Annotated in this window: 22 protein-coding genes and 3 tRNA genes; 19 read left to right on the top strand and 6 right to left on the bottom strand. The window is 34.9% G+C overall.

Annotation, left to right across the window (positions count from 1 at the left end):
* Positions 1-78 precede the first annotated feature (78 nt).
* Positions 79-1,614, top strand: a complete 1,536-nt coding sequence (gene murJ, locus E0D87_RS01570) for a murein biosynthesis integral membrane protein MurJ (RefSeq protein ID WP_130819090.1) — start codon at positions 79-81, stop codon at positions 1,612-1,614.
* A gap of 270 nt (positions 1,615-1,884) precedes the next feature.
* Here murJ and E0D87_RS01565 read toward each other — a convergent pair whose 3' ends face one another.
* On the bottom strand, positions 1,885-3,615 hold the full coding sequence (locus E0D87_RS01565) for a cobaltochelatase CobT-related protein (protein WP_130819089.1): 1,731 nt from the start codon (positions 3,613-3,615) through the stop codon (positions 1,885-1,887).
* Positions 3,608-4,513, bottom strand: a complete 906-nt coding sequence (locus E0D87_RS01560; RefSeq protein ID WP_130819088.1) for an AAA family ATPase — start codon at positions 4,511-4,513, stop codon at positions 3,608-3,610. Before E0D87_RS01560 ends, E0D87_RS01565 begins: the two co-directional genes overlap by 8 nt.
* 104 nt (positions 4,514-4,617) lie before the next feature.
* On the opposite strand from E0D87_RS01560, the gene E0D87_RS01555 reads away from it, so the two are divergent.
* The 11 genes from E0D87_RS01555 (at position 4,618) to E0D87_RS01505 (ending at position 15,169) form a co-directional block, all read left to right on the top strand.
* A complete protein-coding gene (locus tag E0D87_RS01555) occupies positions 4,618-5,061 on the top strand; it encodes a MarR family winged helix-turn-helix transcriptional regulator (protein ID WP_130819087.1) in 444 nt (147 codons plus the stop codon).
* Positions 5,058-6,821 carry an ABC transporter ATP-binding protein gene (locus E0D87_RS01550; protein WP_130819086.1) on the top strand — a complete coding sequence of 588 codons (1,764 nt, stop codon included), beginning with the start codon at positions 5,058-5,060 and terminating at the stop codon, positions 6,819-6,821. The genes E0D87_RS01555 and E0D87_RS01550 overlap by 4 nt, the downstream gene beginning before the upstream one ends.
* On the top strand, positions 6,814-8,676 hold the full coding sequence (locus tag E0D87_RS01545; RefSeq protein WP_130819085.1) for an ABC transporter ATP-binding protein: 1,863 nt from the start codon (positions 6,814-6,816) through the stop codon (positions 8,674-8,676). Before E0D87_RS01550 ends, E0D87_RS01545 begins: the two co-directional genes overlap by 8 nt.
* A 568-nt stretch (positions 8,677-9,244) precedes the next feature.
* Positions 9,245-10,276, top strand: coding sequence for an MFS transporter (locus E0D87_RS01540; RefSeq protein WP_130819084.1), 1,032 nt, complete (start codon positions 9,245-9,247; stop codon positions 10,274-10,276).
* A gap of 8 nt (positions 10,277-10,284) precedes the next feature.
* Positions 10,285-11,979 (top strand): zinc ribbon domain-containing protein, encoded by a 1,695-nt coding sequence (locus E0D87_RS01535; RefSeq protein WP_130819083.1) that lies wholly within the window; start codon positions 10,285-10,287, stop codon positions 11,977-11,979.
* 319 nt (positions 11,980-12,298) lie between these two features.
* A tRNA-Phe gene (locus E0D87_RS01530) sits at positions 12,299-12,374 on the top strand.
* Between the two features lie 103 nt (positions 12,375-12,477).
* A tRNA-Gly gene (locus E0D87_RS01525) sits at positions 12,478-12,552 on the top strand.
* Positions 12,553-12,561: 9 nt separating this feature from the next.
* A tRNA-Cys gene (locus E0D87_RS01520) sits at positions 12,562-12,635 on the top strand.
* A gap of 50 nt (positions 12,636-12,685) precedes the next feature.
* Complete coding sequence (locus E0D87_RS01515) at positions 12,686-13,363, top strand: DUF6873 family GME fold protein (protein ID WP_130819082.1); 678 nt, start codon at positions 12,686-12,688, stop codon at positions 13,361-13,363.
* A gap of 80 nt (positions 13,364-13,443) precedes the next feature.
* On the top strand, positions 13,444-14,730 hold the full coding sequence (gene hisS, locus E0D87_RS01510) for a histidine--tRNA ligase (RefSeq protein ID WP_130819081.1): 1,287 nt from the start codon (positions 13,444-13,446) through the stop codon (positions 14,728-14,730).
* 76 nt (positions 14,731-14,806) lie between these two features.
* A complete protein-coding gene (locus E0D87_RS01505) occupies positions 14,807-15,169 on the top strand; it encodes a desulfoferrodoxin family protein (RefSeq protein ID WP_130819080.1) in 363 nt (120 codons plus the stop codon).
* Positions 15,170-15,233: 64 nt separating this feature from the next.
* Here E0D87_RS01505 and E0D87_RS01500 read toward each other — a convergent pair whose 3' ends face one another.
* From E0D87_RS01500 to E0D87_RS01485, 4 genes are all read right to left on the bottom strand, one after another.
* Positions 15,234-16,112 (bottom strand): MerR family transcriptional regulator, encoded by an 879-nt coding sequence (locus E0D87_RS01500; protein WP_130819079.1) that lies wholly within the window; start codon positions 16,110-16,112, stop codon positions 15,234-15,236.
* A gap of 106 nt (positions 16,113-16,218) precedes the next feature.
* Positions 16,219-16,911 carry an LrgB family protein gene (locus tag E0D87_RS01495; protein WP_130819078.1) on the bottom strand — a complete coding sequence of 231 codons (693 nt, stop codon included), beginning with the start codon at positions 16,909-16,911 and terminating at the stop codon, positions 16,219-16,221.
* Positions 16,911-17,258 carry a CidA/LrgA family protein gene (locus tag E0D87_RS01490; RefSeq protein ID WP_130819077.1) on the bottom strand — a complete coding sequence of 116 codons (348 nt, stop codon included), beginning with the start codon at positions 17,256-17,258 and terminating at the stop codon, positions 16,911-16,913. Before E0D87_RS01490 ends, E0D87_RS01495 begins: the two co-directional genes overlap by 1 nt.
* A gap of 28 nt (positions 17,259-17,286) precedes the next feature.
* Complete coding sequence (locus E0D87_RS01485) at positions 17,287-18,711, bottom strand: FAD-binding oxidoreductase (protein WP_130819076.1); 1,425 nt, start codon at positions 18,709-18,711, stop codon at positions 17,287-17,289.
* Between the two features lie 519 nt (positions 18,712-19,230).
* On the opposite strand from E0D87_RS01485, the gene E0D87_RS01480 reads away from it, so the two are divergent.
* The 7 genes from E0D87_RS01480 (at position 19,231) to E0D87_RS01450 (ending at position 26,780) form a co-directional block, all read left to right on the top strand.
* Positions 19,231-20,367 carry an acyl-CoA dehydrogenase gene (locus tag E0D87_RS01480; RefSeq protein ID WP_130819075.1) on the top strand — a complete coding sequence of 379 codons (1,137 nt, stop codon included), beginning with the start codon at positions 19,231-19,233 and terminating at the stop codon, positions 20,365-20,367.
* Between the two features lie 33 nt (positions 20,368-20,400).
* Entirely contained in the window at positions 20,401-21,210 is an 810-nt protein-coding gene (locus E0D87_RS01475; protein WP_130819074.1) for an electron transfer flavoprotein subunit beta/FixA family protein, read from the top strand.
* 9 nt (positions 21,211-21,219) lie between these two features.
* Entirely contained in the window at positions 21,220-22,224 is a 1,005-nt protein-coding gene (locus E0D87_RS01470) for an electron transfer flavoprotein subunit alpha/FixB family protein (protein WP_130819073.1), read from the top strand.
* A 157-nt stretch (positions 22,225-22,381) separates the two neighbouring features.
* The gene (locus E0D87_RS01465) at positions 22,382-23,161 is read left to right on the top strand and encodes an enoyl-CoA hydratase-related protein (RefSeq protein WP_130819072.1); all 780 of its coding nucleotides are present in this window, start codon (positions 22,382-22,384) and stop codon (positions 23,159-23,161) included.
* A 52-nt stretch (positions 23,162-23,213) separates the two neighbouring features.
* Complete coding sequence (locus tag E0D87_RS01460) at positions 23,214-24,056, top strand: 3-hydroxybutyryl-CoA dehydrogenase (protein WP_130819071.1); 843 nt, start codon at positions 23,214-23,216, stop codon at positions 24,054-24,056.
* Between the two features lie 40 nt (positions 24,057-24,096).
* On the top strand, positions 24,097-25,278 hold the full coding sequence (locus tag E0D87_RS01455) for an acetyl-CoA C-acetyltransferase (RefSeq protein WP_130819070.1): 1,182 nt from the start codon (positions 24,097-24,099) through the stop codon (positions 25,276-25,278).
* A gap of 158 nt (positions 25,279-25,436) precedes the next feature.
* On the top strand, positions 25,437-26,780 hold the full coding sequence (locus E0D87_RS01450; protein ID WP_130819069.1) for an acetyl-CoA hydrolase/transferase C-terminal domain-containing protein: 1,344 nt from the start codon (positions 25,437-25,439) through the stop codon (positions 26,778-26,780).
* The last annotated feature ends 17 nt before the right edge of the window (positions 26,781-26,797 follow it).

Raw genomic sequence — 26,797 nt, 5'->3', positions numbered from 1 at the left:
AATTAAAATAAAAATAGATATTTGTCTTTATAAGTCTTAATGATATAATAAGAAGATAAGAAATAAAGAGAGGTTTATATGGGTCAAACTACGTTAATGCTCATGTTTATAACCATAATATCGAAAATATTTGGTTTTTTGAGGGAAGCTGTAATGGCCTCCTACATAGGAGCAAGTGATTTAAAAAGTATCTATACGACTGCCAACACTCTTCCAGTTGTAATTGCAAACTTTGTTGCGGTAGGTATTATCTCAGGATTTATCCCTATTTATAACAAGGCCAAAAACGAAGAGGGAGAAGAGGCAGCAGAAGAATTTACTTCAAATGTATTTAATATATTGATGGTATTTGCCCTTGTGGCAGTTGTCATTGGAATGATTTTTGCAAGACCTTTTTCCAAACTCCTATCACCAGACCTTGATGGAGACTACTTAGATCTTGCGACAAATTATACTAGAATAATGATGTTTGCAGTTTTTGCTTATCTATATTCTGCTGTATTTAGAGGATATTTAAACCTAAAGGGCAATTTCTTTGATCCTGCCATAACAGGTATCATCATGAATGTTGTAATAATTGCCTTTACAATCCTAACAGGAATTACAGACAATCCTTACTACCTAATAATAGGAGCACTACTTGGAAATACTCTCCAATATATTTTGTTTCCTAGGGCTACTAGAAAGCTTGGATATAGGCATAGGAGAGTACTAGATTTTAAAAATAAGTATGTTAGAAATCTTATTTTAATATCAATACCAATTATTATTTCATCAGCAGCAGGCGAGATTTCAATTATCGTTGACAATTCCATGGCATCAGCATTTTTCGGAAAGGCAGCCATAAGCAAGCTATTTTATTCAAAGACGATGCTAACTATGATCACAGGTGTAATTACTATTTCAGTAACTACAGCACTTTTTCCTAAGATTGCCGAGCTTGGCCAACTAGGAAAAATCGAACAGATGAAAGAAAGAATTAGCTCATCTGTCGTATCAACTATGCTTTTGATAATCCCTGCAAGTATCGGAATGGCAGTTTTATCAGAACCTATCATAGGAGTTGTTTTTGAGAGAAATGCCTTTACAAGAAATGATACGATAATAGTTGCAGCTTTACTTACAGCTTACGCTCCAAATAACATCTTCCAATCAATAGTAGATGTTGTTGATAGAGGATTTTATGCTGTTGGAGATTCAAAGACACCAGTTATAGTTGTTCTTATCCAACAATTTTTAAATGTGATATTTAACTTGATTATGATTAAGTTTTTCGGAATAGAGGGACTTGCTTATGCGACAGTGTTATCTACTGCCGTTGGTACAGTTCTAATGCTTTTCCAATTTAGGAAGAAATTTGGAAGCTTTAATTTCAAATCATCCCTCATTTCCTTGGTGAAAATTTCCTTAGCTACAGTTGTGATGGCTCTTGTTGCTTACTTTACTAACAAGGCCTTGGCAGGAGTTGCTCCAAGGGTAGTCGCTTTATTTGTAGCGATATTCCTTGCTATGCTTGTTTATGGATTCTTAATCCTTTTAGCAAGAATCCCAGAGGTAATGGATATGGTAAACAGACTCTACCATAAATATAAGAGAAGAAAGTTAAATAAATAGAAACACCAGTCCATGTGACTGGTTTTTTTATAAAAAAGCAGGATAATTCCTGCTCAGACTGTTTACAAAGTGACAAAATCCAAAAAGGAAGCGTTCCATTCGGAAGAAATTTTAAGAAATTCGAATCGAAATAATGCGTCCGTAAATCGCACTGTTTGAGCATTAGCGAGTTTGCGATTTACAGTATTATGAGATTTAGAATTTCTAAATTTCTGTAGTTGGGTAAGCGTTTTTGGATTTTGTCTACACTCTAAGCAAGATAATTCCTGCTTATTGGAGTATTTGATTTTTCATAAAGATTGATACGATTTTGGAGAAGTTTTCTAGGTTGGTTATCCTACAGAAGTCAGTGTTATAGATTAGCTTGGCATTTTCCACATCTTCTTCTTCTCCAGTAAAGACGCCTAAGATTGAAATGTTATCTTCCTTTATTTTTCTAACTTCTTTGGCGGTATCTTTTACAGCATTATCGTCTACATATTGGTCCTTATCTAAAAGCTTTATGGTATTGATATTACTTCTCTCATCGTGAGGTTTGCCGTCAGATAGGACGATGACAATATTTTTTGTACTTTCATCATCTTTTTCTATTAGTTCGTGGATAGTTTTAAAGGCAAGGCCGTCTCTATTAGAACCAGATGCGAAGAAGTTAAATATTTCATCGTTATTATTTTTCTCGTCATAGTCCCTATAAAGATTAAATACTGTAAAGTCTCTTAGGGTTGAAAAGCTCATTATCCTTATTGGAATATTAAGAGCATCCATAGCCTTTGCTATGATGTAGGCTTCGTTCGCAACCATGGCTTGGCGGCCGATTTGACTAGCAGATCCATCGAGGATTAGATCAACCTTAAACTTTGTTATATCTTCACTTTCTTCATTTATAAAAACATCATAATCGTGAAGGACGCCGGCTCTCCATGCCTTAGTCGAATCAATGGCTCCATAGTTTTTGTATACTTCATTATAGTATAGGAAATTTGCTATGGAGTTTTTAATTGATAAGGTAAGCTCGTTTATGGACCTGTTGTTGATAGCCATATTTTCCTTGATATAGGCTTCGTTTTTTTCAGCTTGTTCCTTTCTTCCTTTTTTATAAAACCTAGCATTTGCTTTGGTAGAATATTCTCCTCTAGTAAAATATAATCTCTTGCCGGAGTGGATTCCTTTTGCTAATTTATGTTCAAGGGCATTTACTTTTTCTTCTGGAAGGATTGACAGGCCATAGAAATCTTCGATGAACTCAGAAGAAGAGTGGTAGGTATCCTCACCCTTATTTAAAAACATCAAGTTTTTGTTGTTGTCTTCTTTTTTCTCAGCAAGATAGATATTTCCAGTAAACTCAGCCGATCCTATACCAAACTGATCGTTGATGTATTCATCAGTATACTCAGCGTTTTTATCATCCGCTTCATTATCCTTATCAAATTCTTTGGGTTTATTTTCCTTAACCATTTCCTTGAAGGTATCACGGTCCTTAGCTGACCTATCAAAACGAAAATAATTTTCAAAAAACTCATTTAGTTTATCTATAAGCTCTGTAGTTTCTGTAGTATTTATACTAAATAAAGCCTTATATATATCTCTAAAAAGTTTCCCTTCAGTGATAGGACGACCTAAGATTTTGCCGTAATAGGCTTTTTCTATTTGTTCTGTTAGGTTGTTTGGTTCGTGAACTTGATATTTTGCCATTATATCTCTGGCGTGTTTTTTCCTAAGTTCTTCTATTACCAAATTATCCTTGGAGATTTCCTTATAGGAAATATCTTCCATGAGGATTTCTGCCATAAACTTAAAATCATCATAAAACATATTGTCCTTTTTTATATAGGAAAAAAAGGAATCCAGGATTTTGAAATCAAAAGCCTTTATCTTATAGCCTGTTATCATGTTTAGGTAGATATTATCCATAGGATAAGATTTCTTAGGTAAAAACTTATAATTCTTGGCAAAATCCCAGATTATGTTGTATTGTCTAATTTTTTCTAATTGATCATTCATCAAATACACTCTCAGTTATATCTGTTGGAATCTTGCTCTTTAGAGTATCTAAAACTATTTGTCTTTCGAACTCGTCAAATGATTTGTTAACAAGACCCATCATTAGAGCTTGGTAAGGAGAAAGTCCAATCTTAATTGTCTCAATCGCACCGATTAATCCACGAAGGTCGACAGATTTGGTTGAAATCTCATTGTTTTCGCTCTTTGTCTGTAGGCTAATAAATAAGTCTATAAAGGCTTTTCTGTATTTTTCCTTTAGAGTTGGGAAGTTGTCAGCCAAGAGCTTATCTAGGTTATCGCTAGTAATATTTGGCACATTTATAATCATAAATCTTGATGATAGAGCCTCGTTTAACTCACGAGTTCCAACATAGCCGTAGTTCATAGTTGCTATAAATCTTGTGTTTGGATCAAGAGCAATCTTGTCATAACCAGACAAATCTATGATTCTTCTATGGTCAAGAGTCGCATGGAGAACAGAAATAGCTTCGTTTTTTGCCATATTTATCTCATCAAGGATTGCGAACCCCCCATTTTCAGCAGCCTCTGTTATAGGTCCTTTTCTAAAAACAACCTCTCCATTTTTGAAAGTATCTGCACCGATTAGGGAAGCAGAGTCAGTATTAACATGGAAAGATACATTGTAGGTTGGTCTTTGGAAAAGATAGGAAAGATTTGATGAAAGAACGTTCTTTCCTGTAGCCTTCGCCCCTGTTAAAAGGATGTTTTTTCCTGCTAGTAAAGCTGCTATAGCTTGTTCCAAAACTTCTTTACCGTAATATTTGTACTCAGGTTTTATAACCCTGTCATTGTTAGCTAAACCGTGATTTTTTCTATATTCTTCTAATTGTTTAATTAAATTTTCGTCTATTTTTTCTTCTTGTAAATATTTTATCATCTTACACCTCGGCTATATTATACAATACAAGTCTGATTTTTCACTTGACAAAGTCCTAATTCGGACTATAATATGTGAAGTATCCAGAAAAAAAGGAGAAAAATATGGATAAGAAACTAAAATCCATGCTCAATATCTTTTCACTATTAAGAAAAGCGAATGGCTTAAATAGGGAAAGAGCGAGCTTTTATGGATTAAATGATTTAGAAAGTGTCATTCTTATCCATGTAGGAATGACTGAAAAAGTAAAACAGAAAAATTTATGTAACAAGTTCAAAGTTCCCAAACAGACTATGAATAGTGCTATTATGAACCTCAAGGAAAAAGGTTATGTCAAGCTTATGACAGATGAAAAAGACAAGAGAGCAAAAAATCTTTTTCTGACTGATAAGGGAAGAGAAAGAAGAGATGAAATTCTCATTCCTTTAGATGAGGCGAATAGAAGAATGTATGAGAGTTTGGGAGAGGACAATGTTAAAAGAATCACCAAAGACATGGAACTTTTGGTGGAATCTATTAGCGAAAATTTTAAAAAGGAGGATATATGAATAGTATTAAAGAATTCAACAAGGCCTTTTCATATATGAAATGCTACCTTGGCGAATACAAAAAAAATAGGATGACTTCACAAGTGTTTACAGCTATTGAAACTATCCTAGAGCTTTTGATACCTATGATGATGGGTGTAACTTTAAATACTGCAGTCTATGAAAAAGACTTGAATCTTGCTTTGAAGTATGGACTATTCATGGTGGTTTTATCCATCATCACCATGTATTGTGGAGTTCAAGCGTCAAAACATGCAGGTCTTACATCAACAGGGCTTGCTGCCAATGCAAGAGAGGCTCAGTATAAAAATATCCAAAGATTTTCTTTTGAGGACTTGGAATATTTTGGAGTACCATCATTACTTACAAGACTAACATCAGATATGCAACAACTATCTCAATCTATGTTTGTTTCAACTAGATTTGTCATAAAGACTGTTGTGATGGCAGTAGTTTCATTTGTGCTTGCCTTCAAAGCAAGTTCAAAATTATCTTTGATATTCCTAGTGGCTGTACCAATTTTATTTATAGCCTTGATGTTAGTAACAACCTATGCTATACCAAAATTTAGACAAGCTCGTTTCCAATACGATAATCTAAACTTGGTTATAGAAGAAAACTTAAACAATATGAGAGTTATCAAGGCTTTCGTTAGAAAAAGATATGAACTAGATAAGTTTGGTATCCAAAATGACAAGATGTTTAAATTAGCTGATGGATCACAAGGTCCAATGTCATATATTTTTCCGATAGCAAACTTTATTCTATTTGGAACATTTGTAGGATTAACCTATTTTGGTGGAATAGAAATCATAGAGGGAAGACTTGGAGTAGGAGATTTAATTTCCTTTAATATGTATGCCATAATGCTTTTAGGATCATTTATTGGACTAAGCATGGTTCTTACAATGTTTATGTCAGCATCTCCAGGGGTTACTCGTGTGGTAGAAGTTATCTCGAGAGAGCCTTCTATGGATAATGATGACAAGGTAGAAGGACTAGAATTAGAAGATGGATCAATTGATTTTGACAATGTATCCTTTACTTACGAAGAAGGATATGACACCTACCAGCTAGAAGATATAAACCTTCACATAAAAAGTGGGGAGTCTATTGGTATACTTGGACCAACAGGTTCAGCCAAGTCAACCCTAGTTCAACTTATTCCAAGGCTATATGATATAAGTAAGGGAAGTCTCAAAGTTGGAGGCCATGACGTAAAAGAATACGACCTACAAACCCTAAGAGATGCAGTAACTATTGTACTACAAAAAAACACTCTATTTTCAGGAACTATTGCTGACAACCTTCGTTGGGGAAATCCAGATGCCAGCGAAGAAGAAATAAAACTTGCTGCAACTATTGCCCAAGCAGATGATTTTGTAAGGCAAAGACACGATAGCTACGAATCTATCTTAGGTCAAGGGGGAAGTGGTGTATCAGGTGGTCAAAGGCAAAGACTAACCATAGCAAGATCTTTACTTAAAAATCCAAAAATCCTAATCTTAGACAACTCAACTTCAGCTGTTGATACAAAGACAGAAACAGCTATTATGGAGGGAATAAACGAAAATCTAAAGGGATTAACCAAGATTATAATCTCACAAAGGGTTTCATCCTTCAAACAAGCAGACAGAATCATAGTCATGGACGAGGGAAAGATTGCCGATATTGGAACTCACGATGAGCTTTACCAAAGAAATGCCAACTACAGAATGACTTATGATATTCAACAACAAGGAGGTAGCGACAATGACTAATAAACTTTCATCACAAAAAGATAAAAGCAAAATGTCCTTTAAATCAATAGGTCGACTATTGGGCTATCTTTTTCGTTATAAATGGCAAATGGCAGTAATTATAATAGGAGTAATAGTATCAACCTTAACTCAAATATGGGGTGTCAATATGCTAAGACCTATTATAGATAACTACATCCTAAAAGCTGACGTTAGCGGCCTAAAAAATGCAGTAATCAAAATGGGACTAATCTATTTTGTATCTGCCCTAACATCTTTAATCTACTCAAGACTTATGGTAAGAGTAGGAGAAAGATCAATAAGAAACATCAGAAACGAGCTCTTTGCCAAAATCCAAGACCTACCAGTTAGCTTTTTTGATACTAACCAACACGGGGAGATCATGAGTAGGTTCACAAACGATACTGACGTATTATCCCAAGCTTTGGCAAACACAGTTCCAACGATAATTAGGTCTTTACTAATGTTTGTAGGAACAATAGTTGTAATGTTTAGACTAAACTTCAGTCTAACACTTGCCATGCTAGTAGGACTTGCAATAATGATTCCAATCCTATCAAAGATAGTAATGAGAACTGGAAAATTCTTTGCAAGCGCCCAAGCCAAGGTAGCTGACCTACATGGTTTTAACGAAGAAATGCTATCTGGTCAAAAGGTAGTCAAGGTATTTTCAAGAGAAGACTATGCAGAAAATGAATTTGTAAAGAAATCTCAAAACTTAAGAGAAGCCTTCGCTGATGCTACAATAAATGCAGGAAAAATCATGCCTTTCTTGCAAAACTCAGTAAACATTCTATATGCTCTAATTACTGTCCTTGGAGTTTACCTAACAATAAAAGGAAATATCACAGTAGGAGTTCTAGCTGCTTTTCTATCAAACATTAGACAAATACAAAACCCAATAGTAAATATTTCCCAACAAGCAAACGCAATCTTCCAAGCCCTAGCAGGAGCTGATAGGATATTTGAAATAATCGATATGGAAGAAGAAATCGACACAGGCTATATTGACCTTGTAAATGCAATTGTCAAAAGAGACGGAACTATAGTAGAACACGAATCAATGAGCGGTAGATATGCTTGGAAATGGGAAGAAGATGGCGAAGTAAAATACAAGATACTAGAAGGTAGACTTGAATTTAAAAATGTAGACTTCTCCTATGATGGCAAAAACCAAATCCTAAAAGACATTTCGTTCTACGCAGATCCAGGTGAAAAAATCGCCTTCGTTGGATCAACCGGTGCAGGCAAGACCACAATTACAAACGTCATAACAAGATTCTATGAGATAGACGATGGTGTAATAGAAGTTGACGGAATAAATATCAAACACATCAAGAAAGATGCCCTAAGAAAAGCCTTTGGTATGGTATTACAAGAAGTAAACCTATTTACAGATTCTATAGAAGGAAACATCAGATATGGAAATCTATCTGCAAGCGATGAAGAAATATCCTCAGCAGCTAGACTATCAGGAGCAAATTCCTTCATCAAAAGACTCCCTGAAGGCTACGATACTAAAATACATGGCGATGGATCATCCCTATCAGATGGTCAAAACCAACTTATATCAATATCAAGAGCTGCAATAGCCGAACCACCAATGCTAATATTAGACGAAGCCACAAGCTCTATAGACACATCTACAGAACTAGAAGTAACAGAAGCTATGGATAATCTAATGACAGGTTCAACATCAATAGTAATAGCTCACAGACTATCCACCATCCAAAACTCTGACGTAATCATGGTAATGGAAGACGGAAGAATAATAGAACGTGGTAACCACGATAAATTGATGGAAGAAAAGGGAACCTACTGGCAACTATACACAGGTCAACTAGAACTTGACTAAAAAATTTAAGTCTAAAACTGACCTGAAGTCGTAAACAGGAATAACTTAATAATATTTTAAGCGGAATGTAATCTGTAATCAACAGTTGACATTCCGCTTAATTTTGTCTTAAAGTTTTGTGCACTATTCAATAAAAAACCTACAACTGTATTCTAAATTTCGGTGTTAAGTCCAGTTATACTAGGACCGATTTTTATAATTAACTATTATTCTAAGATTTAAGTGGTGAGTTTATTTATTTTTAAAGTATGAATTTTAGTAAAGAATCTTTATCATAAGTGTTTTTATACTATTTTTAAAAATAAGATAGTCTTAAAGGCTAAAAGCTTGGAAGAGGAAATTGAAAGAAGATTTATAGCAAGAAGAGTCAATACATGGCTAGAGTTAATAGCAACTTCTTACTTGAGGAACCTAATATTTGAGCAAAGTTGTATATGGATTTATTCGAGATTATGGCAGAATTATTCTAATGTCAATACTTTTTTATGGTAGATTTGTATATAATTTTGACAATAATTTAATTTCAATATAATATTAAATATATAGATACTATTAGGGAGGTGTTATTATGAAATATTGCAAGTATTGCGGCAAAGAGTTGGCTGATGATAGTGTTTGTGATTGTATAGAAGCTCAACTTGAAAGGCAGAGGAAGGCTAAAAATGAAAATCAGTTTGCATCTAACAAAAAAGATGTAAGTACAGATTCTTCTTATGATAAAAGCACATTAAGTGAAGATTACAAGGTAGAGGATGTTTCTTATAATGATGAAACTTTTGAAGAGTCTATAGAAAAACCTACTGAAAAGATTGATTATAACGAGATTAAAGAAGAACTTTTAAATGAGGAAAAGATCGATAGGGAAAATACTGAGAGACCTTCTTCTAATTTTGATAGCAAGATGAATTTCGATGCTGATAAGGCTAAGGAAAGCATGAATGATTTCAAAGATATAGTTAAAAATCTCACCAAGAAGGGTTGGAATGCCTTTATCAAGCCTTATAGCGAAGGTGGAAGTCTCATTACAAGTCTTGATTATAAGTCATCTTTTATAATATATTTGATAAATGGAATTATATCTTCTATTTTTGCAATGATTTATGCGTCAAAGGCAAATAAGGCAGTTGGCAGTATTGGAATATTTACAGATAAGCCATTTCCACTAATTAAGGTATTTTTCGTAATAACTATATCTTCAATAGTTTTATCTGTTTTAGTTGCCCTTCTTTATTATATAGGAACAGCAGTATTTACAAATACTAAAGAAATGCAATCATCATTTGCCATTGGTTCACTTAGGGCGATTTATACAATACCAGTCAAGCTTTTGGCCATTGTTTTATCCTTGTTTACAGCTTTAGGATTTCCAATATTTTTCCTAGCTACATTTTTGAGCTTGCCAAATACAATTTCAAGCCTTTTTGCAAGCAGGAGATTTAGGGAAGATGGAATACCAAAGGCTGCAACCTTGGCGCTTATCCTATTCCCACTTGTATTTTTAATAGTAGCAAGTGTGGCAGCAGGCCCACTTACAGGAGGCTTGGGAGCTATGGTAGAAGAAATCTCTCAATACTTGGAAAATAACATGTTTGGATTTTAGGAGGAGATATGCGTTGTAGAAAATGTGGTCATCCTCTGGATGATGATGCGAGATTCTGCACCAATTGCGGAACTAAGGTAGATAGAAGTAAAGATTTCTACGAAAAAGATCTAGCAGAAGAAAAACAATCCGATACAGAAATATTAGATAAAGACGAGATAAACCAAAATGAAGATAACTTTTCCTACGAAGATCAGGAAATAATCGAAGATGATGAAAATGTAGATTATGTAGAGGAAGAAACTTTCGATAAGGAAGTAGAAGATAGTACAAAAGCTAAGGGTTCAAATAGGGGATTGAGAAATATTATTCTTATCCTCTTAGTCATTCTTTTAGGTATTTTCTCCTACAAATATGTTAAGTCCAGACCTCAAAAGATAGATGTGTCCTATTATTATGATATAGAACTAGAAGGGGTAGATGGTTTTGCCACGGCAAATCTTGTTTTTGATAAGGATAAGTTTCTAGCTGATAATAAGGGGAAAATTGCAAGCAGAGCTACTTCTAATAAAGACGAACCTTATGACGAATATTTGGCAGAAATAATTGAAAATATGGCTCCCGCAGAGCTTGATAAGTATGAAAATATAGCAAATGGAGATGACTTAACAGTTACTTATACTATCCCAGAAGATCAAAAACTAGACGTTGAGGAAAAATACAAGATAGAATTTGTTGACCCTCAAAGTGAGACTGTAAGTATAGAAGGCCTAGATGAAGTGGGCGAGTTTGACCCATTTGACTACGTTGATGTCAGCGTAGAAGGAATTTATCCAAATAATTACCTTAATATCAAGGTCAAAGATGATGCTCCAGAAGAGATGAATTTTGTAGATGTATCAGATGATAAGGAGAGTAAAATCCAAAAGGGAGATACTATAAAGCTAAAAGTGGAAGCAGACAATGACACACTTTCACAAAATTATGGCAAAAAAGTTTCAACTACAGAAAAAGACATAACCATAGATGATGTTCCTAGCTTTTTAGCAGATGTTAGCGATTTATCAGAAGAAGATTTGGCTAGCCTAAAAGATGCAGCCAAGGGGAAAATTGCGAAAATGTCCCTACCAAATGGAGTTAGCCTAAGCGATGCTAAATATGTTGGCGAACTTTTATCCTACAAGGAAAATTCGGGCAATGAACTATATCTCTTATATGAAATAACAGTTTCAGAGGATATCGAGGGCCACAAGGGCAAATTCACCTTCTACAATGCAGTAGACTTTTCTGATGTGACAATAGGTTCAGATAATTTGTATTCCTATATGGATATGCTCTATCAAAATGTAAGTCACAAGTTTACCAAGGAAGGGTCGACTAAAAGAGAATCCTTACCTTACAATGCCTTCTATAGTGTAGATGAAATCCTAAAGGAAATCAAAACTGGTAAGGATAAAACTTACACAGAAAAGTTTGATCCTGATATATCAGCCTACAGGGTTAGGACAGATGGGATTGCAAATGAGTACCTATCTAATGAAAACTCAATCCTTACTCTATATGAAAATGGAAGTGCGAGATACCAACAAGAGTTTAACGAAATTTTTACTGGGACATGGACAAATGATGGAGTTAATTTCTACCTTAATTTAGATGCTTTCAACAAGAATAAGGACCTAAAAGGAAAGGTAGATGTCGGCAAATCAATAAATATTCCAGATCAAAATCAATGGAAGGGCGAAGTATTTACGCTTGTGAAATAAAATATACAGAGCTTTGCAAAGCGCAGAGCGTAGACTAAATCCAAAAACGCTTACTAAGCTACAGAAATTTAGAGATTCTAAATCTCATAATACCGGAAACCGCAAACTCGCCAATGCTCAAACAGTGCGATTTACGGACGTATTATTTCGATTTGAATTTCTTGAAATTTCTTCCGAATGGAACGCTTCCTTTTGGATTTTGTCACTTTGTCAACAGCCTGAGCTTTGCAAAACTATTGATTTAGTAGAGCAAGGCTCTTTTTTATAAATTAATTGACAAGATATTAAAATAATGATAATATATAAAGGTAACTGACACGCCCAGATAGCTCAGTCGGTAGAGCAGGGGACTGAAAATCCCCGTGTCGGTGGTTCGATTCCGCCTCTGGGCACCAGAAGATATTTTGTTAATATATATTTTACAAATGGATAGGATAAATAAATAAAATATTAAAAAAACTTTGCAAATCGTAAAAAAAGTAATATAATAATAAATGTGCGGATGTGGCTCAGTGGTAGAGCATCGCCTTGCCAAGGCGAGGGTCGCGAGTTCGAATCTCGTCATCCGCTCCATTATTTTTTGGCGCCATAGCCAAGTGGTAAGGCAGAGGTCTGCAACACCTTTACCCTCAGTTCAAATCTGAGTGGCGCCTCCAATTTCGCTCTCTACGGAGAGCTTTTTTTGTGAGAAATTTTAGGAGGATATATGCTAGTTGTAAGTTTTAAGGCGAATGAAGCGTTTTTCAATTTTCTAGAAGAAAATAATATTTCATATATAAAAACTACTGAAAATGCAAATCTTGACCTTAGGATAGCCGATCATCCGGACCTTTCAATTTTCCCTTTGGATAAAGATGATATTGTAGTAGCGAGTGAAGTTTATGATTATTATAAAGAAAACCTATCCCATAAAAATATAATTAGGGGAGAAGAAGTTTCAAGGAAATATCCCCAAGATGCTATCTATAATATAGTAAAATTCAAGGATTATTATATCCACAACGATCATACAGAAAAAACTGTCGAGAAATATTTTAAGGATAATAAAATCAGCCATCTTCCTGTAAAGCAAGGCTATACAAGGTGCTCTACTATTGTTTTAAAAGAAAGTATTTTGACTGCAGATTATGGAATCTATAAGGCTTTGAAGGATAAGGTTAGGGTGATTCTTTTATCAGAGGATATTATTAAATTAGATGGCTTTGACAAGGGTTTTATAGGTGGAACTTGTGGGCTCATCGGAGATGAGCTAATTTTTACAGGAGATATTAGAAAACACAAGTCCTATGATTTGATTAAAAAAGAGTGTGAGAGAGAAAACATAGATATAATCTACCCTGAGACAGAACTTGTCGATTTAGGTTCCCTTATCAATATTAACTAATTGTCCCAAGCTTGGGACTTTTTTTATTGGTGGAAATATCGTATAATTTATTATAGTAAAGAAATAAGAAAGAGGACGAAATGAAAATTGTAAAACCATCTACGATTGCTGGGGTAATGGAGCTTTTACCTAAAGAGCAATTAGTATTTGATAACATCAAACAAATAATTGAAGATACTTACAAAAAATATCAATTTATGCCAATTGATACGCCAGTTATTGAAAAAAACGAGATTCTTTTTGCTAAGGGTGGCGGGGAAACAGAAAAGCAGATCTATGAGATTGCCTCTGATTCAAAGGATATGAGCCTTAGATTTGACCTAACAGTTCCTTTGGCAAGATACGTTTCTGAACACTTCCAAGATTTAAACTTCCCTTTCAAACGCTACCACATAGGAAAAGTATACAGGGGCGAGAGAAATCAAAAGGGTAGATACAGGGAGTTCTACCAATGTGATATTGACATCATCGGCCACAATAGTCTTTCTATTTATAATGACGCACTTTTGCCTAGGGTTATATATGAAATCTTCACCAAGCTAGATTTTCCAGAAATAACTTTCAAGATAAATAACAGAAAGCTTTTAAATGGCTTTTTTAGAAGCCTAGGTATAGAAGATTCTACAGATGTACTAAGGACAATAGACAAGAAAGATAAAATTGGTATAGAAAATACTTTTGAAGAGCTTACTAAGCTTACTGATAAGAAAACAGCAAAAACTATAGTAGATTTTATCGAAAATAGTGATTCTAATAGCGAGCTTTTATATAAACTCTTTGATTTTTCTGATGATGAGCTTTTCCTTGAGGGAGTTGAAGAGCTAAACAAGGTCTATAGGTATATGGTTGATCTAGGAATACCAGATGACAATATTAAAATTGATCTTGCTATAACAAGGGGTCTTGATTATTACACATCTACAGTCTATGAAACATTTATAAATGGCTACGAAAAAATCGGATCAGTTTGCTCAGGTGGAAGATATGAGAACTTGGCGAGCAACTTCACCAAACAAAAGCTTCCTGGAGTAGGTATGTCTATTGGAATCACAAGATTATTCTTCCAACTTCAAGAGCTAGGTTTGATAGATAAAATGGCAATAAGTCTTACAGAAATCCTAGTTATTCCAATGGATGAATCTATCAACGAATATGCAATTGAAGTTTTAAACAAACTTAGAGATGAGGGCAAGAGCGTAGATATTTACCTAGAAAGTGGCAAGTTTAAGAAGAAGATGACCTACGCTGACAAATTAGGAGCGAGAAAGGTAATAATCTTAGGAGAAGACGAGCTAAACAAGAGAGAAGTTTCTATAAAGGATATGGAAACAGGAGAGCAAGTATCTAAAAAATTCGAAGAACTTTGATGTATAGGCTATAATTTTTAAAATATTGGGTATAAGTTATAATGTAGACAACATATGATCATATGGAGGTAAAAATATGACAAAATTAACTGAAACTGTACAATCAGGTGATTGGAAAGCTGAAAAACACGTACCAGAATTAGAAGTTGAAAGACTTGAAGATGGTAAAATAAGAGTTAACGCAAGAGTTGGTAAGGAAATTGAACATCCTAACACACTTGAACACCACATCGCTTGGATTAAAGTATTCTTCAAGGCTGAAGATGGCAAATTCCCAGTAGAAGTTGGATCATATCAATATGCTGCTCACGGCGAAGATGATATCTTCTCTGAACCATGTGCATCAGGCGTAATCAAAACAGAAAAGAAAGGTACTTTCTACGCACTAAGCTACTGCAACATCCACGGTCTATGGGAAAACTCACTAGAATTAGACTAGAATATTAAAAGAGCAGGCTATTATCTAGCCTGCTTTTTCTATGCAAATTTAAAAATATATGCGTTTATTTACTTCTTTTTTCTATAGGAATGATAATTTTTGTAACGTGTTCATCGGAATTTCTAACATCTAGGGGAGATATCAAGAACTCTTCTACTATGGGACCATTTACCTTGTATCCATTTTGATTGATCCATTGGAGCATTTGAACTAGTTTGTTCATTATTTCCTTGTAATCTCCAACATAATAAGAACTAGCAGCCTCGAATCCACCCCAAGTTCTAGTGACTCTTTTATCAAGCCTACCAGCCTCAAGACTAGTTACTTGCATGGCAAATTCCACATCGCAGTCTTTGGCTAAGAACTGGTCAAGGGGTTTGGAGTGAAAGATAACAAGAATTGAACCCATCATCTCAAGTCCGTTTTCTGTGCATTTTTCGTATATATCTATCCACCTTGAAAGGGTTATGTCAGAGTGGATGTATTTTTTCATGATCTTTCTTGAATAAACAACTGGATTTTCTTCTATGTATTCGACTTCTATTGGAAAATCAATCTTTGAAAGATTGTTTTCTTTGATTATATCCTTGGTGCGTTTTGCTCTGGCAAATCTAGTGATGGCTATGTCACAAGCGACTTTCCTAGCTTGTAGAATTTGAATTTGCTCGTAATATTGCTTAGACTTTTCTTCGATTAACATCTCTAGATTATCAAAAGAATCTGTTTCTAGGGTATTTTTAAGTGCTTCTATAGAAAAACCAAGGTTTCTAAGCCTTCTTATGATTAATAAAGTATTTAGGCTATCTTTTGTGTAGTACCTATATCCTGTATCATTGTCCCTATAATCAGGGCAAAATAAACCTATCTTGTCATAGTATCTCAATGTCTCGGTCGCTATATTACATAGTTTGGAAACTTTGCCTATGGTATAAAATTCTTCCAAAACAAAATCCTCCTTTTTAACCTACTTGAAAAAACTATACACAAACTTGTAATTATTTCAATAATTTAGCATAATAAAAGCCGCCAAGATATTTGGCGACTTTATTTTAAGCAACTAGGTTTAGAAGTGCCATTGCAAGTGGCATTAGGAAAACTGTAACGATTCCTGCAACCGCAATAGATAATCCTGACATAGCTCCTTGTATTTCACCCATTTGTCTAGCTTGGCTAGTACCAACAGCGTGGGAAGCTGTTCCTATAGCCACACCTTGAGCAACTGGGTCTTTTATTTTACATATTTTCATAATTGCTGGCGCCATAGAAGCACCGATTACTCCTCTAAATACTACAATCATAGCAGTTAGAGCTACAATACCATTGTATTCTTCTGTTAGAGAGATAGCTATGGCTGTTGTTATTGATTGAGGCACCATTGATGTTATGATTTCTTTATCAAAACCGAAGGCTTTGGATAAGAAAAGTGCTAGGGTCATTGAGAATATTGAACCTATTAGAACACCAACTAAGATAGGAACTAAATTTGCCTTTAGTGAATCTAGGTTAGCGTATAAGTCTAGAATCATAGCAACTGTAGCAGGAGCAATGAAAAATGCAATTATATCCCCACCTTTTTTATATTGTTCATAAGGGATACCTGTAACTGATAGAAATCCAATAATTAAAAGGATTGCTATTAGAAGTGGGTTGGCAAGTGGGTTTTTAACTTTGCTATTAATCCATTTTCCTATTTCGTAAGCAGCGAAGGATAAGATTATTCCAAAATATTGGTTATCAAACATTATTTCTTCCTCCTTTGTAGGGTTTGGACGATAATTCCAGTTAGCCCCATGGTAAGGGCTGTTCCAATTATTGTTAGAATTAGGAATTTTGGAATTCTACCTGCGATAACATCGAGATTTGCCATAATTCCAACGCCAACTGGAACAAAGAGGAAGGCTAGGTTTTTTAATATGCCGTCTGAGGTTTGTTTAACATCTTCAGGTTTTAAAATCTTAAAGTTTAATGATATGAAAAGGTAAATCATACCATAAACTGCTTCTGGTATAGGAAAGTTTATAATGTGTCTAGTTACAACACCTAGGAATAGGCAAACGCAAAGTATAACGAACTCTTTTAAGTAATTCATTGCTACTCCTTTATTTTTTGTTAATTAATTAGTTAATTCCTATAACCTTATCTGGGTTAAGAATCATGTTAGGGTCAAATACTTTCTTGATTCCTCTCATTAGGTCTGTATTTAGTCCACCTTCAAATTCTTTTAGATATTGAAGTTTACCAGCACCAACACCGTGTTCACCTGATAGTTTACCACCAAGGTCGTATGCTTTCTTGTAGATTATTAGCATGAATTCGTGAACTTCGTCTTTGAATTGGTCTAATTTTTCTTCTTCGTTAGATAATGTGTAGATGTGTAGGTTTCCATCACCAGCGTGACCGAAGCTTTGAACATCAAACATATATTCTTCTGCAGTTTCATTTACAAACTCAACATATTCTGCAATCTTTGTGATTGGAACTACAACGTCACATTCGTCAAGTAGTTTGTATTGAGATTCGATAGCTTCAAGGAAGGAACTTCTAGCAGCCCATGCTTCTTTAAGTTGTGCTGGAGTATCAGCAACAAGTACGTCTATTGCACCGTTTTCTGTAAGAACTTCTGCAGCTCTTTCCATTGTATCGTAGATACCATCTTCATCATCACCATCAAATGTGATAAGTAGGTAGGCATTTACATCTGTACCATCTATGTTTTTAGGGAAAGTTTCTTTGCCGATGTATTTTTCAGAAGCAAGAACGATCTTTCTTTCCATAAATTCTATAGCTTGTGGGTTTAAATTAGCTTGGAATAGTTTTGGAACTGTTCCTATACAGCTGTTTAAGTCTTCAAATGGAACTATTAGAGAAATTGTTGTCTTTGGAGCTGGAACTATTTTTAGGGTTAATTCTGTGATTATTCCAAGTGTACCTTCAGAACCAATCATAAGGTCTTTTAGTGAATAACCTGTAGAAGATTTAGAAATAACAGCACCAAAGTTTGTGATTTCACCATTTGGTAGGACAACTTGCATAGCTCTAACATAATCTCTAGTTGTACCATATTTAACAGCACGCATACCACCAGCGTTAGTTGCTACGTTACCACCAAGAGTTGCAAATTTTTCACCTGGGTCAGGTGGGTATAGGTAACCTTTAGATAAGCAATCTTCAGCTAAATCGTTTAATAAAACACCAGGTTGTACTCTAACAACCATATTATCAACATCATAATCTAGAATTTTGTTCATTGTTTGCATGTTGATCATAACGCCCTTTTTGATAGCAACACCTGCACCTGTAAGACCAGTACCAGCTCCTCTTGCTATAACTGGAACTTTGTTTTCGTTACAGATTTTCATAATAGCTGCTACATCTTCTGCAGATTGAGCATCAACTAAACAGTCTGGATAGCCTTCTCCATAAATTGGCATCTCATCATGGAAAAAGTCTTCGTTAACTTCATCTCCAACATATACTTTGCCAGAAACGGCATCTTTAATTTGTTGGATAACATCTTCTGATATTGCGTTATAATTATTCATTTAAACCTCCTGAAAAATTATGTATTAAATATCGTTTAATATTTATACCTAGATTATATCATAAGTTTTTAAGTTTGTAAAAATGTTTTCAAAAATATTTTTGATAACTAAAAATTATCAAAGTATTGCAATTGTAACATTGTAGCGGTATAAGGTTTTTTTATGTGAAATGTTATCTATTCCACTAGGAAACGTTTGACATTCATATTTTTTGTGATATGATTTATACTGAAGGTCAAGTGAAGCGATGTATTTTTGAAAATATACGTAAATATCTAATAAATATTCATAAATTGTCAATAAATAGACTATATATTAAATAATATATAGTTTTATATTATATATATAGTGAAAGAAAGCACAACAATTTTATGAATAAGCTTAAAATTAAGGTAATTTTCAAAAAATATCAAAATAAGACTTGACAATTGTCCAAATGATTGTTAATATAATAACATAAGAGTTAGTTAAGAATATATCAAATAAGATTATTCTAAAAAGTTTTATAAGGAGAAAATTATGTATAAGTTAACAGAAGAACAATTAGAAATGAGAGACATGTTTAGAGACTTCGCTCAAAAAGAAGTAGCTCCAATGGCTATAGAAGTTGATGAAAAACACATGTTCCCAGAAGAAAACGTTGCAAAAATGCAAGAGTTAGGATTCTTTGGTATTCCTTTTGATGAAGAATACGGCGGAATTGGACTAGATACACTTACATATGTTCTTGCTGTAGAAGAACTTTCTAAAGTTTGTGCTACTACAGGTGTTATCGTTTCAGCTCACACATCACTATGCGCTGATTGTATTAACAAATTTGGTACAGATGAACAAAAAGAAAAATATTTAACACCACTTGCATCAGGTGAAAAACTTGGAGCATTCGCTCTTACAGAACCAGATGCTGGTACAGATGCTTCAGGACAAAAAACTGTTGCAAAACTTGATGGTGACAATTATATACTTAACGGTTCAAAAATCTTTATAACAAATGCTGGATATGCTGATACATACGTTGTATTTGCTATGACAGATAAAGAACAAGGAACAAGAGGAATCTCAGCATTTATAGTTGAAAAAGGAATGGAAGGATTCGATTTTGGTACTACAGAAGATAAAATGGGTATCAAAGGTTCTTCAACAATGGAATTAATCTTTAGAGATTGTAAAGTTCCAAAAGAAAACTTACTTGGTGAAGAAGGCAAAGGCTTCAAATACGCTATGCAAACTCTTGACGGTGGTAGAATTGGTATCGCTGCTCAAGCTTTAGGTATAGCTGAAGGTGCTCTTGATAAAGCAATCAAATACGTTAAAGAAAGAAACCAATTTGGAAGACCTATTGCTAAATTCCAAAACTCACAATTTAAATTAGCTGAAATGGCAATTGATATAGAATCTGCTCGTCACTTAGTTTATAAAGCAGCTTGCCTAAAAGATGCTGGTGAAAGCTACACAGTAGCAGCAGCTGAAGCTAAACTAAAAGCAGCTAGAGTTGCTATGGATGTTACAACTAAAGCAGTTCAATTATTCGGTGGTTACGGATATATCAAAGAATACGAAGTTGAAAGAATGATGAGAGATGCAAAAATAACAGAAATTTATGAAGGCACTTCAGAAGTTATGTTAATGGTTGTATCTGGTGCATTATTAAAATAATAGATTATTAACTGAAAATATAAAGGGGGATATATGAATATTTTCGTATGTGCGAAGCAAGTTCCAGACACTAATGAGATCAAAATAGATCCAGTTACAAATACTCTTGTAAGAAAGGGAGTTCCAAGCATCCTAAATACTTACGATGCTTTCGCCCTAGAACAAGCACTAAGACTAAAAGATAAAGATCCTGAAGTTAACGTTGTTGTTATATCAATGGGACCACCTCAAGCAGAAACAATGCTAAGAGATTGTCTAGCCGTAGGTGCTGACAAAGCATATCTAGTTACAGATAGAAAATTCGGTGGATCAGATACACTTGCAACATCTTATATCTTAGCAAATGCTATAAAAGCAGTGGCTAAAGAAGAAGGAGAACCAGACTTAGTATTCTGTGGTCTACAAGCTATTGATGGAGATACAGCACAAGTTGGACCAGAAATCGCTGAACATCTTGGACTTCCTCAAGTAACACGTGCTTATACAGTTGAATTAAACGATGAAGGAATCAAAGTTTTACAAGAAGTTGAAGGCGGAGCACAAAACGTTCAATCAATTGTTCCTGCTCTTGTAACATTTACTAAATACGGTGACGAAGAACTAAGATATCCAAAAATTAAAAACAAACTTAAAGCTAAAAAAGCTGAAATCGGACAAATCACATTTGATGATTTAGAAGATGTTATAGATAAGACAAAGATTGGTCTAAAAGGATCTCCAACTAGGGTTAAAAAATCATACGCTCCTGATATAACAAAAGTTGGTGTTACTTTTGAAGATATGGAAGCTGAAGAAGCTGCTACTAAATTAATGGAAGCACTAATAGATCAAAAGCTTATTTAAGGGGGAAATATGACTGAAAATAAAAATCTTTGGGTATATGTAGAAACAAAAGAAGATGGAAGTGCCTTAAACGTTGGTTTAGAATTGCTTAACCCAGGCAGAAAAATGGCTGATGTACTTCAACAAAAACTATATGCTTTAATAATAGGTGAAAATGTTAGCGCTGCTAAAGAAGAAGTTAAAAGATACGGCGTTGATGGAATAATCACTGTTGAAGGCGAAGAATATAAACAATACAACACAGATATTTATACAAATGCAATCTGTAAATTAGTTGAAAAACACAATCCAAATGTAATCCTTATCGGAGCTACAAATAACGGTAGAGACCTTGGACCAAGAGTTTCTTCAAGACTTGAAACAGGACTTACAGCTGACTGTACAGAACTAGATGTCGACTTTGAAACAGGCGATGTTAAATGGACAAGACCAGCATTTGGTGGAAACCTAATGGCACAAATCTTATGTCCAGATTCTAGACCACAAATGGGTACAGTTCGTCCAGGAGTGTTCTCTAAAGAAGAAATCGGTGCAAAAGATGAAATAGAAGAAATATCTGAAGATATTAAATATGATGGTGAAGTTAGAACAAAAATCCTTGACTTTATACCAAGAGATGAAGGAGAAGATGTAGATTTAGCTGGAGCTGAATATATAGTTTCAGGTGGACGTGGACTTGGAGATGCTGCTAACTTTAAACTAATTGAAGATTTAGCTGAAGCACTAGACGGTACAGTAGGTTCATCACGTGCTGCAGTAGATGCAGGTTGGATTTCTCACTCTCACCAAGTAGGACAATCTGGTAAGACAGTTGGACCAAAAGTATATGTAGCAATCGGTATATCTGGAGCTATCCAACACTTGGCTGGTATCGGAGCAAGTGATACTATAATTGCTATAAACAAAGATCCAGACGCACCAATATTTGATATTGCTGACTATGGTATTGTTGGAGACTTATTCGAAGTTGTTCCAAAATTAACTGAATTAATCAAAGAAAGAAAAGCTAACTAATTAAGCTTACTTTTGAAAATGAGGCTGCTTAGAAGATGATAGTTTTAAATATAAATACAAACATCATACGATAAGCAGCTAAATTCTAAACTTTATTGACAAAAAAATATCAATAAACAACATTGTAAACACGCATTTTGCAAATTTAGGAGGCATTATGGATTACAAAACAATCAAGTATACAGTAGATGGTTATATAGGAAGATTAACTATCAACAGACCAGAAGCACTAAATGCACTAAACTCAGAAGTTCTTAGCGAGCTAAACAGAGTTTTATGTGAGATCAAAGAAAACAAAGATCTTAGAGTTTTGATAGTAACAGGCGAAGGTAGAAGCTTTGTTGCAGGTGCTGATATCAAAGAAATGTCAACACTTTCTCCACTAGAAGGAAAAGCTTTTGGTAAGAAGGGACTTCAAGTATTTAGAAAACTTGAAAGCTTAGAAATTCCAACAATAGCTGCTGTTAACGGCTTTGCACTAGGTGGCGGATGCGAACTTGCTATGAGCTGTGACTTTAGAATCGCAAGTGATAAGGCACTTTTCGGTCAACCAGAAACAGGACTAGGAATCCTTCCAGGATTTGGTGGAACTCAAAGACTACAAAGATTAGTTGGTCAAGGTTACGCTAAATACTTAATCTATACTAGCCAAAATATCAAAGCTGACAAGGCTTTAGAAATTGGATTAGTACAAGAAGTTGTACCTGCAGAAGAACTAGAAGAAAGAGTTACAAAACTTGCTGGTAAGGTTGCAGCAAATGCACCAGTGGCAGTAAGACTTGCCAAAGAGGCTATAAATGTTGGTGGACAAGTTGATATAGATTCAGCTATCAAAATTGAAGAAAACCTATTCGGTCTATCTTTTGCAACAGAAGATCAAAAAGACGGAATGAACGCTTTCTTAAGCAAAGAAAAAGCTGAGTTTAAAAATAAATAATTGGGTACTAATTAAATAGGCAAAGGTAATCATAAAAAATAAAGGAGATATTATGAAAATTGGAGTAATCGGTTCAGGAATTATGGGTGGCGGTATCGTTGAAACTGCTGCTAGAAAATACGAAGTTGTAGTTAGGGATATCAAAGATGAATTCTTAGAAAAAGCTAAAGCAAGAATTGAAAAATCTTACGCTAAACAAGTTTCTAAAGAAAGAATGACAGAAGAAGAAAAAGAAGCTGCTCTTAAAAACATTTCTTACACAACAGAGGTAAAAGATTTGGCTGACTGTGACGTAGTTATAGAAGCTGCTACAGAAAATCCAAAACTAAAAAAAGAAATCTTCAAAGAACTTGACGAAGTTGTAAAAGAAGGAGCAATCCTTGCATCTAACACATCTTCACTATCAATTACAGATATCGCTGCATCTACAAACAGACCTGAAAATGTAATTGGAATGCACTTCTTTAATCCAGTTCCAGTAATGAAACTAGTTGAAGTTATCAGAGGATTACACACATCTGATGAAACAAACACAACAATCTTCAAACTTGCAGAAGATTTAGGAAAACAACCTATCGAAGTTAAAGAAGGACCAGGATTCGTAGTAAACAGACTTCTTATCCCAATGATCAACGAAGGTATCGGAGTTCTTGCTGATGGACTTGCAAGCGTTGAAGATATCGACAAGGGAATGCAACTTGGTGCAAACCACCCAATGGGACCTCTTGCTCTAGGAGATTTAATCGGACTTGATACATGTCTAGCTATTATGGAAGTTCTATATAACGAATTTGGCGATAGCAAATATAGACCAAATCCACTTCTAAGACAAATGGTAAGAGCTGGAGACCTTGGTAGAAAAACTGGTAAAGGTTTCTACGACTACAGCAAATAAGAGATAAATAGCAAACGAATTTAAAATATAAGGAGATAATATGACAAGAAAAGTAGTAATAGCAAGTGCAGCAAGAACACCAGTTGGTGCTTACGGTGGAGCTTTCAAAACAGTTTCAGCTAGAGAATTAGGTGCAGTAGCAGCTAAAGAAGCAATCAAAAGAGCAGGAATCAAACCAGAAGATATCGACGAATCTATCTTAGGTTGTGTACTTCAAGCAGGTAACGGTCAAAACATCGCTCGTCAAATCGCACTAGATGCAGGAATTCCTAAAGAAAAACCAGCTATGACATTAAACATAGTTTGTGGATCAGGACTTAGAAGTGTATCTCTTGCAGCACAAATGATTATGGCAGGAGATGACGATATTGTTCTTGCAGGTGGTACAGAATCAATGTCTCAAGCTCCATACCTACTTCCAGACGAAAGATGGGGAGCAAGAATGGGAGATAAGAAAGTTGTCGATGAAATGATCAAAGACGGACTTTGGGATGCATTCAATGACTACCACATGGGTGTTACTGCAGAAAATATAGCTGAAAAATTCGGATTAACAAGAGAAGAACAAGACGAACTTGCTGCAGGAAGCCAACAAAAAGCTGCTAAAGCTAGAGCTGAAGGTAGATTTAAAGATGAAATCGTTCCAGTAGAAGTTAAAGGTAGAAAAGGCAAAGTAACTGTAGTTGAAGAAGACGAATACATCAAAGAAGGCGTTACAACAGAAAGTATTTCTAAACTAAGACCAGCATTTATCAAAGATGGTACAGTTACAGCAGCTAACGCATCAGGAATTAATGATGGTGCAGCATGTCTTGTAGTAATGAGTGAAGAAAAAGCAAAAGAGTTAGGCGTTAAACCGCTTGCTACAATCGTAAGCTACGCTACAGAAGGTGTTGATCCAAAAATCATGGGTACAGGCCCGATCCCAACAGTTAGAAAAGCACTAGAAAAAGCTAACCTAACATTAGAAGATATCGACTTAATAGAAGCTAACGAAGCATTCGCAGCTCAAGCACTATCAGTAATCAAAGAACTTGGACTAAATACTGATATAGTAAACGTAAACGGTGGAGCAATCGCAATTGGTCACCCAGTTGGAGCTAGTGGAGCAAGAATCCTTACAACACTTCTATATGAAATGCAAAAGAGAGACTCTAAAAAAGGTATCGCTACCCTATGTATAGGTGGTGGTATGGGTACTGCTGTAGTAGTTGAAAGATAATTATCGTTTATCATAAAAGGGTGTATTCTTACACCCTTTTAAATTTATATAAAATTATATCTAATTAAACTGATAAAAATTATCAATTAAAGAATAATATAATAAAATATGGGTATAATATAGATTGAAAACGATTTTAATATTAAAAGGGGTTTAAAATGGATTTTGAAAAATTGTATCAAGATAAACTAATAACTGTAAAAGAAGCTGCAGGACTAGTAAAAGACGGCGATTGGGTTGAAATGGGCTGGGGAGCCTTAGTACCAGTTGACTTTGACAAGGCTCTAGCAGCAAGAGTAGATGAATTAAAAGACGTAAAAATAAGATCAGGAGTTGTTCCTTATAATCTTCACATCGGCCAAGCAGACAGCACGGGTGAACATTTTATCTATCATTCATGGCATTCAACAGGTCCAGAAAGAAACTTAATCAACAACAACCAATACGGTGCTTTCTTTATTCCTATCAAATACTCAGAAATAGAAAGATATATAGCAGAAAATGCAGACAAAGCAGCAGTATCAGTTATCCAAGTATCTCCAATGGATAACCATGGTAACTTCAACTTCGGTCTATCAGCATCACATGCTATGACTTCTTTTGAAAATTCAGATAAAGTTGTCCTAGAAGTTAACAAAAATGTTCCAGTTGCCCTAGGTGGCTTTAGAAACTACATCAACATCAAAGATGTTGACTATGTCTATGAATCAAGTAATTATGACATGATAACCCTACCAAGTGCAAAATTTGGTGAAGAAGAAGTCCAAGTTGCTAAATACGTTGTAGATAATCTAAGAGACGGCGATACTCTCCAATTAGGTATCGGTGGTTTGCCTAATGCTATAGGTAGCCAAATTGCTAAATCTGACCTAAAAGATTTAGGTGTTCACTCAGAAATGTATGTAGATAGCTTCATGGAAATGGCTCAAGCTGGAAGAATTACAGGCAAGAAGAAAAATATCAACCCAGGTAGACAAGTCTATGCCTTTGCAGCAGGAAGCCAAGAAATGTATGATTATATCGACGGAAATGAAGAGCTAATGGCAGCTCCAGTTTCTTATGTAAACGATGTTGATGTTATAGCAGCTCACGATAACTATGTATCAATAAATACAGTTCTTGAAGTAGACCTTTGGGGACAAATATCAGCTGAGTCTGCAGGAACAAGACACATTTCAGGAGCGGGTGGAGCACTTGACTTTGTACTTGGAGCATATAGATCTAAAGGTGGTAGATCATTTATCGCCCTCAAATCTTCTAGAGTAAACAAAGAAGGAAAGAGAATTTCAAATATAGTTCCAACTTTCAAACCAGGAACTCAAGCAACAGCTGTAAGAAGTAACACTCACTACATTGCAACAGAGCAAGGTATAGTAAACTTCAAAGGTCTATCAACATGGCAAGCAGCAGAAGCTCTTGTTAGTCTAGCTCACCAAGAAAACAGAGACGAGTTAATTAAAGAAGCAGAAAAACTTGGTATCTGGAGAAAATCTAACAAATAAATTTAATAAAAAATAAC

The sequence above is a fragment of the Anaerococcus vaginimassiliensis genome (assembly GCF_900626155.1).
Taxonomy (GTDB): domain Bacteria; phylum Bacillota; class Clostridia; order Tissierellales; family Peptoniphilaceae; genus Anaerococcus; species Anaerococcus vaginimassiliensis.
The sequence above is the reverse complement of the archived record's forward strand: the minus strand, read 5'-3'. Positions and strand labels throughout refer to the sequence as shown.

Bases quoted from the DNA above. Each gene is read 5' to 3' on its own strand.
- hisS (WP_130819081.1), top strand. From the start codon at position 13,444: ATGAAAATTGTAAAACCATCTACGATTGCTGGGGTAATGGAGCTTTTA.
- E0D87_RS01535 (WP_130819083.1), top strand. From the start codon at position 10,285: ATGCGTTGTAGAAAATGTGGTCATCCTCTGGATGATGATGCGAGATTC.
- E0D87_RS01485 (WP_130819076.1), bottom strand. From the start codon at position 18,711: ATGAATAATTATAACGCAATATCAGAAGATGTTATCCAACAAATTAAA.
- E0D87_RS01455 (WP_130819070.1), top strand. From the start codon at position 24,097: ATGACAAGAAAAGTAGTAATAGCAAGTGCAGCAAGAACACCAGTTGGT.
- E0D87_RS01565 (WP_130819089.1), bottom strand. From the start codon at position 3,615: ATGAATGATCAATTAGAAAAAATTAGACAATACAACATAATCTGGGAT.
- E0D87_RS01515 (WP_130819082.1), top strand. From the start codon at position 12,686: ATGCTAGTTGTAAGTTTTAAGGCGAATGAAGCGTTTTTCAATTTTCTA.
- murJ (WP_130819090.1), top strand. From the start codon at position 79: ATGGGTCAAACTACGTTAATGCTCATGTTTATAACCATAATATCGAAA.
- E0D87_RS01545 (WP_130819085.1), top strand. From the start codon at position 6,814: ATGACTAATAAACTTTCATCACAAAAAGATAAAAGCAAAATGTCCTTT.
- E0D87_RS01490 (WP_130819077.1), bottom strand. From the start codon at position 17,258: ATGAATTACTTAAAAGAGTTCGTTATACTTTGCGTTTGCCTATTCCTA.
- E0D87_RS01560 (WP_130819088.1), bottom strand. From the start codon at position 4,513: ATGATAAAATATTTACAAGAAGAAAAAATAGACGAAAATTTAATTAAA.
- E0D87_RS01450 (WP_130819069.1), top strand. From the start codon at position 25,437: ATGGATTTTGAAAAATTGTATCAAGATAAACTAATAACTGTAAAAGAA.
- E0D87_RS01555 (WP_130819087.1), top strand. From the start codon at position 4,618: ATGGATAAGAAACTAAAATCCATGCTCAATATCTTTTCACTATTAAGA.
- E0D87_RS01465 (WP_130819072.1), top strand. From the start codon at position 22,382: ATGGATTACAAAACAATCAAGTATACAGTAGATGGTTATATAGGAAGA.
- E0D87_RS01495 (WP_130819078.1), bottom strand. From the start codon at position 16,911: ATGTTTGATAACCAATATTTTGGAATAATCTTATCCTTCGCTGCTTAC.
- E0D87_RS01470 (WP_130819073.1), top strand. From the start codon at position 21,220: ATGACTGAAAATAAAAATCTTTGGGTATATGTAGAAACAAAAGAAGAT.
- E0D87_RS01505 (WP_130819080.1), top strand. From the start codon at position 14,807: ATGACAAAATTAACTGAAACTGTACAATCAGGTGATTGGAAAGCTGAA.
- E0D87_RS01460 (WP_130819071.1), top strand. From the start codon at position 23,214: ATGAAAATTGGAGTAATCGGTTCAGGAATTATGGGTGGCGGTATCGTT.
- E0D87_RS01550 (WP_130819086.1), top strand. From the start codon at position 5,058: ATGAATAGTATTAAAGAATTCAACAAGGCCTTTTCATATATGAAATGC.
- E0D87_RS01480 (WP_130819075.1), top strand. From the start codon at position 19,231: ATGTATAAGTTAACAGAAGAACAATTAGAAATGAGAGACATGTTTAGA.
- E0D87_RS01540 (WP_130819084.1), top strand. From the start codon at position 9,245: ATGAAATATTGCAAGTATTGCGGCAAAGAGTTGGCTGATGATAGTGTT.
- E0D87_RS01475 (WP_130819074.1), top strand. From the start codon at position 20,401: ATGAATATTTTCGTATGTGCGAAGCAAGTTCCAGACACTAATGAGATC.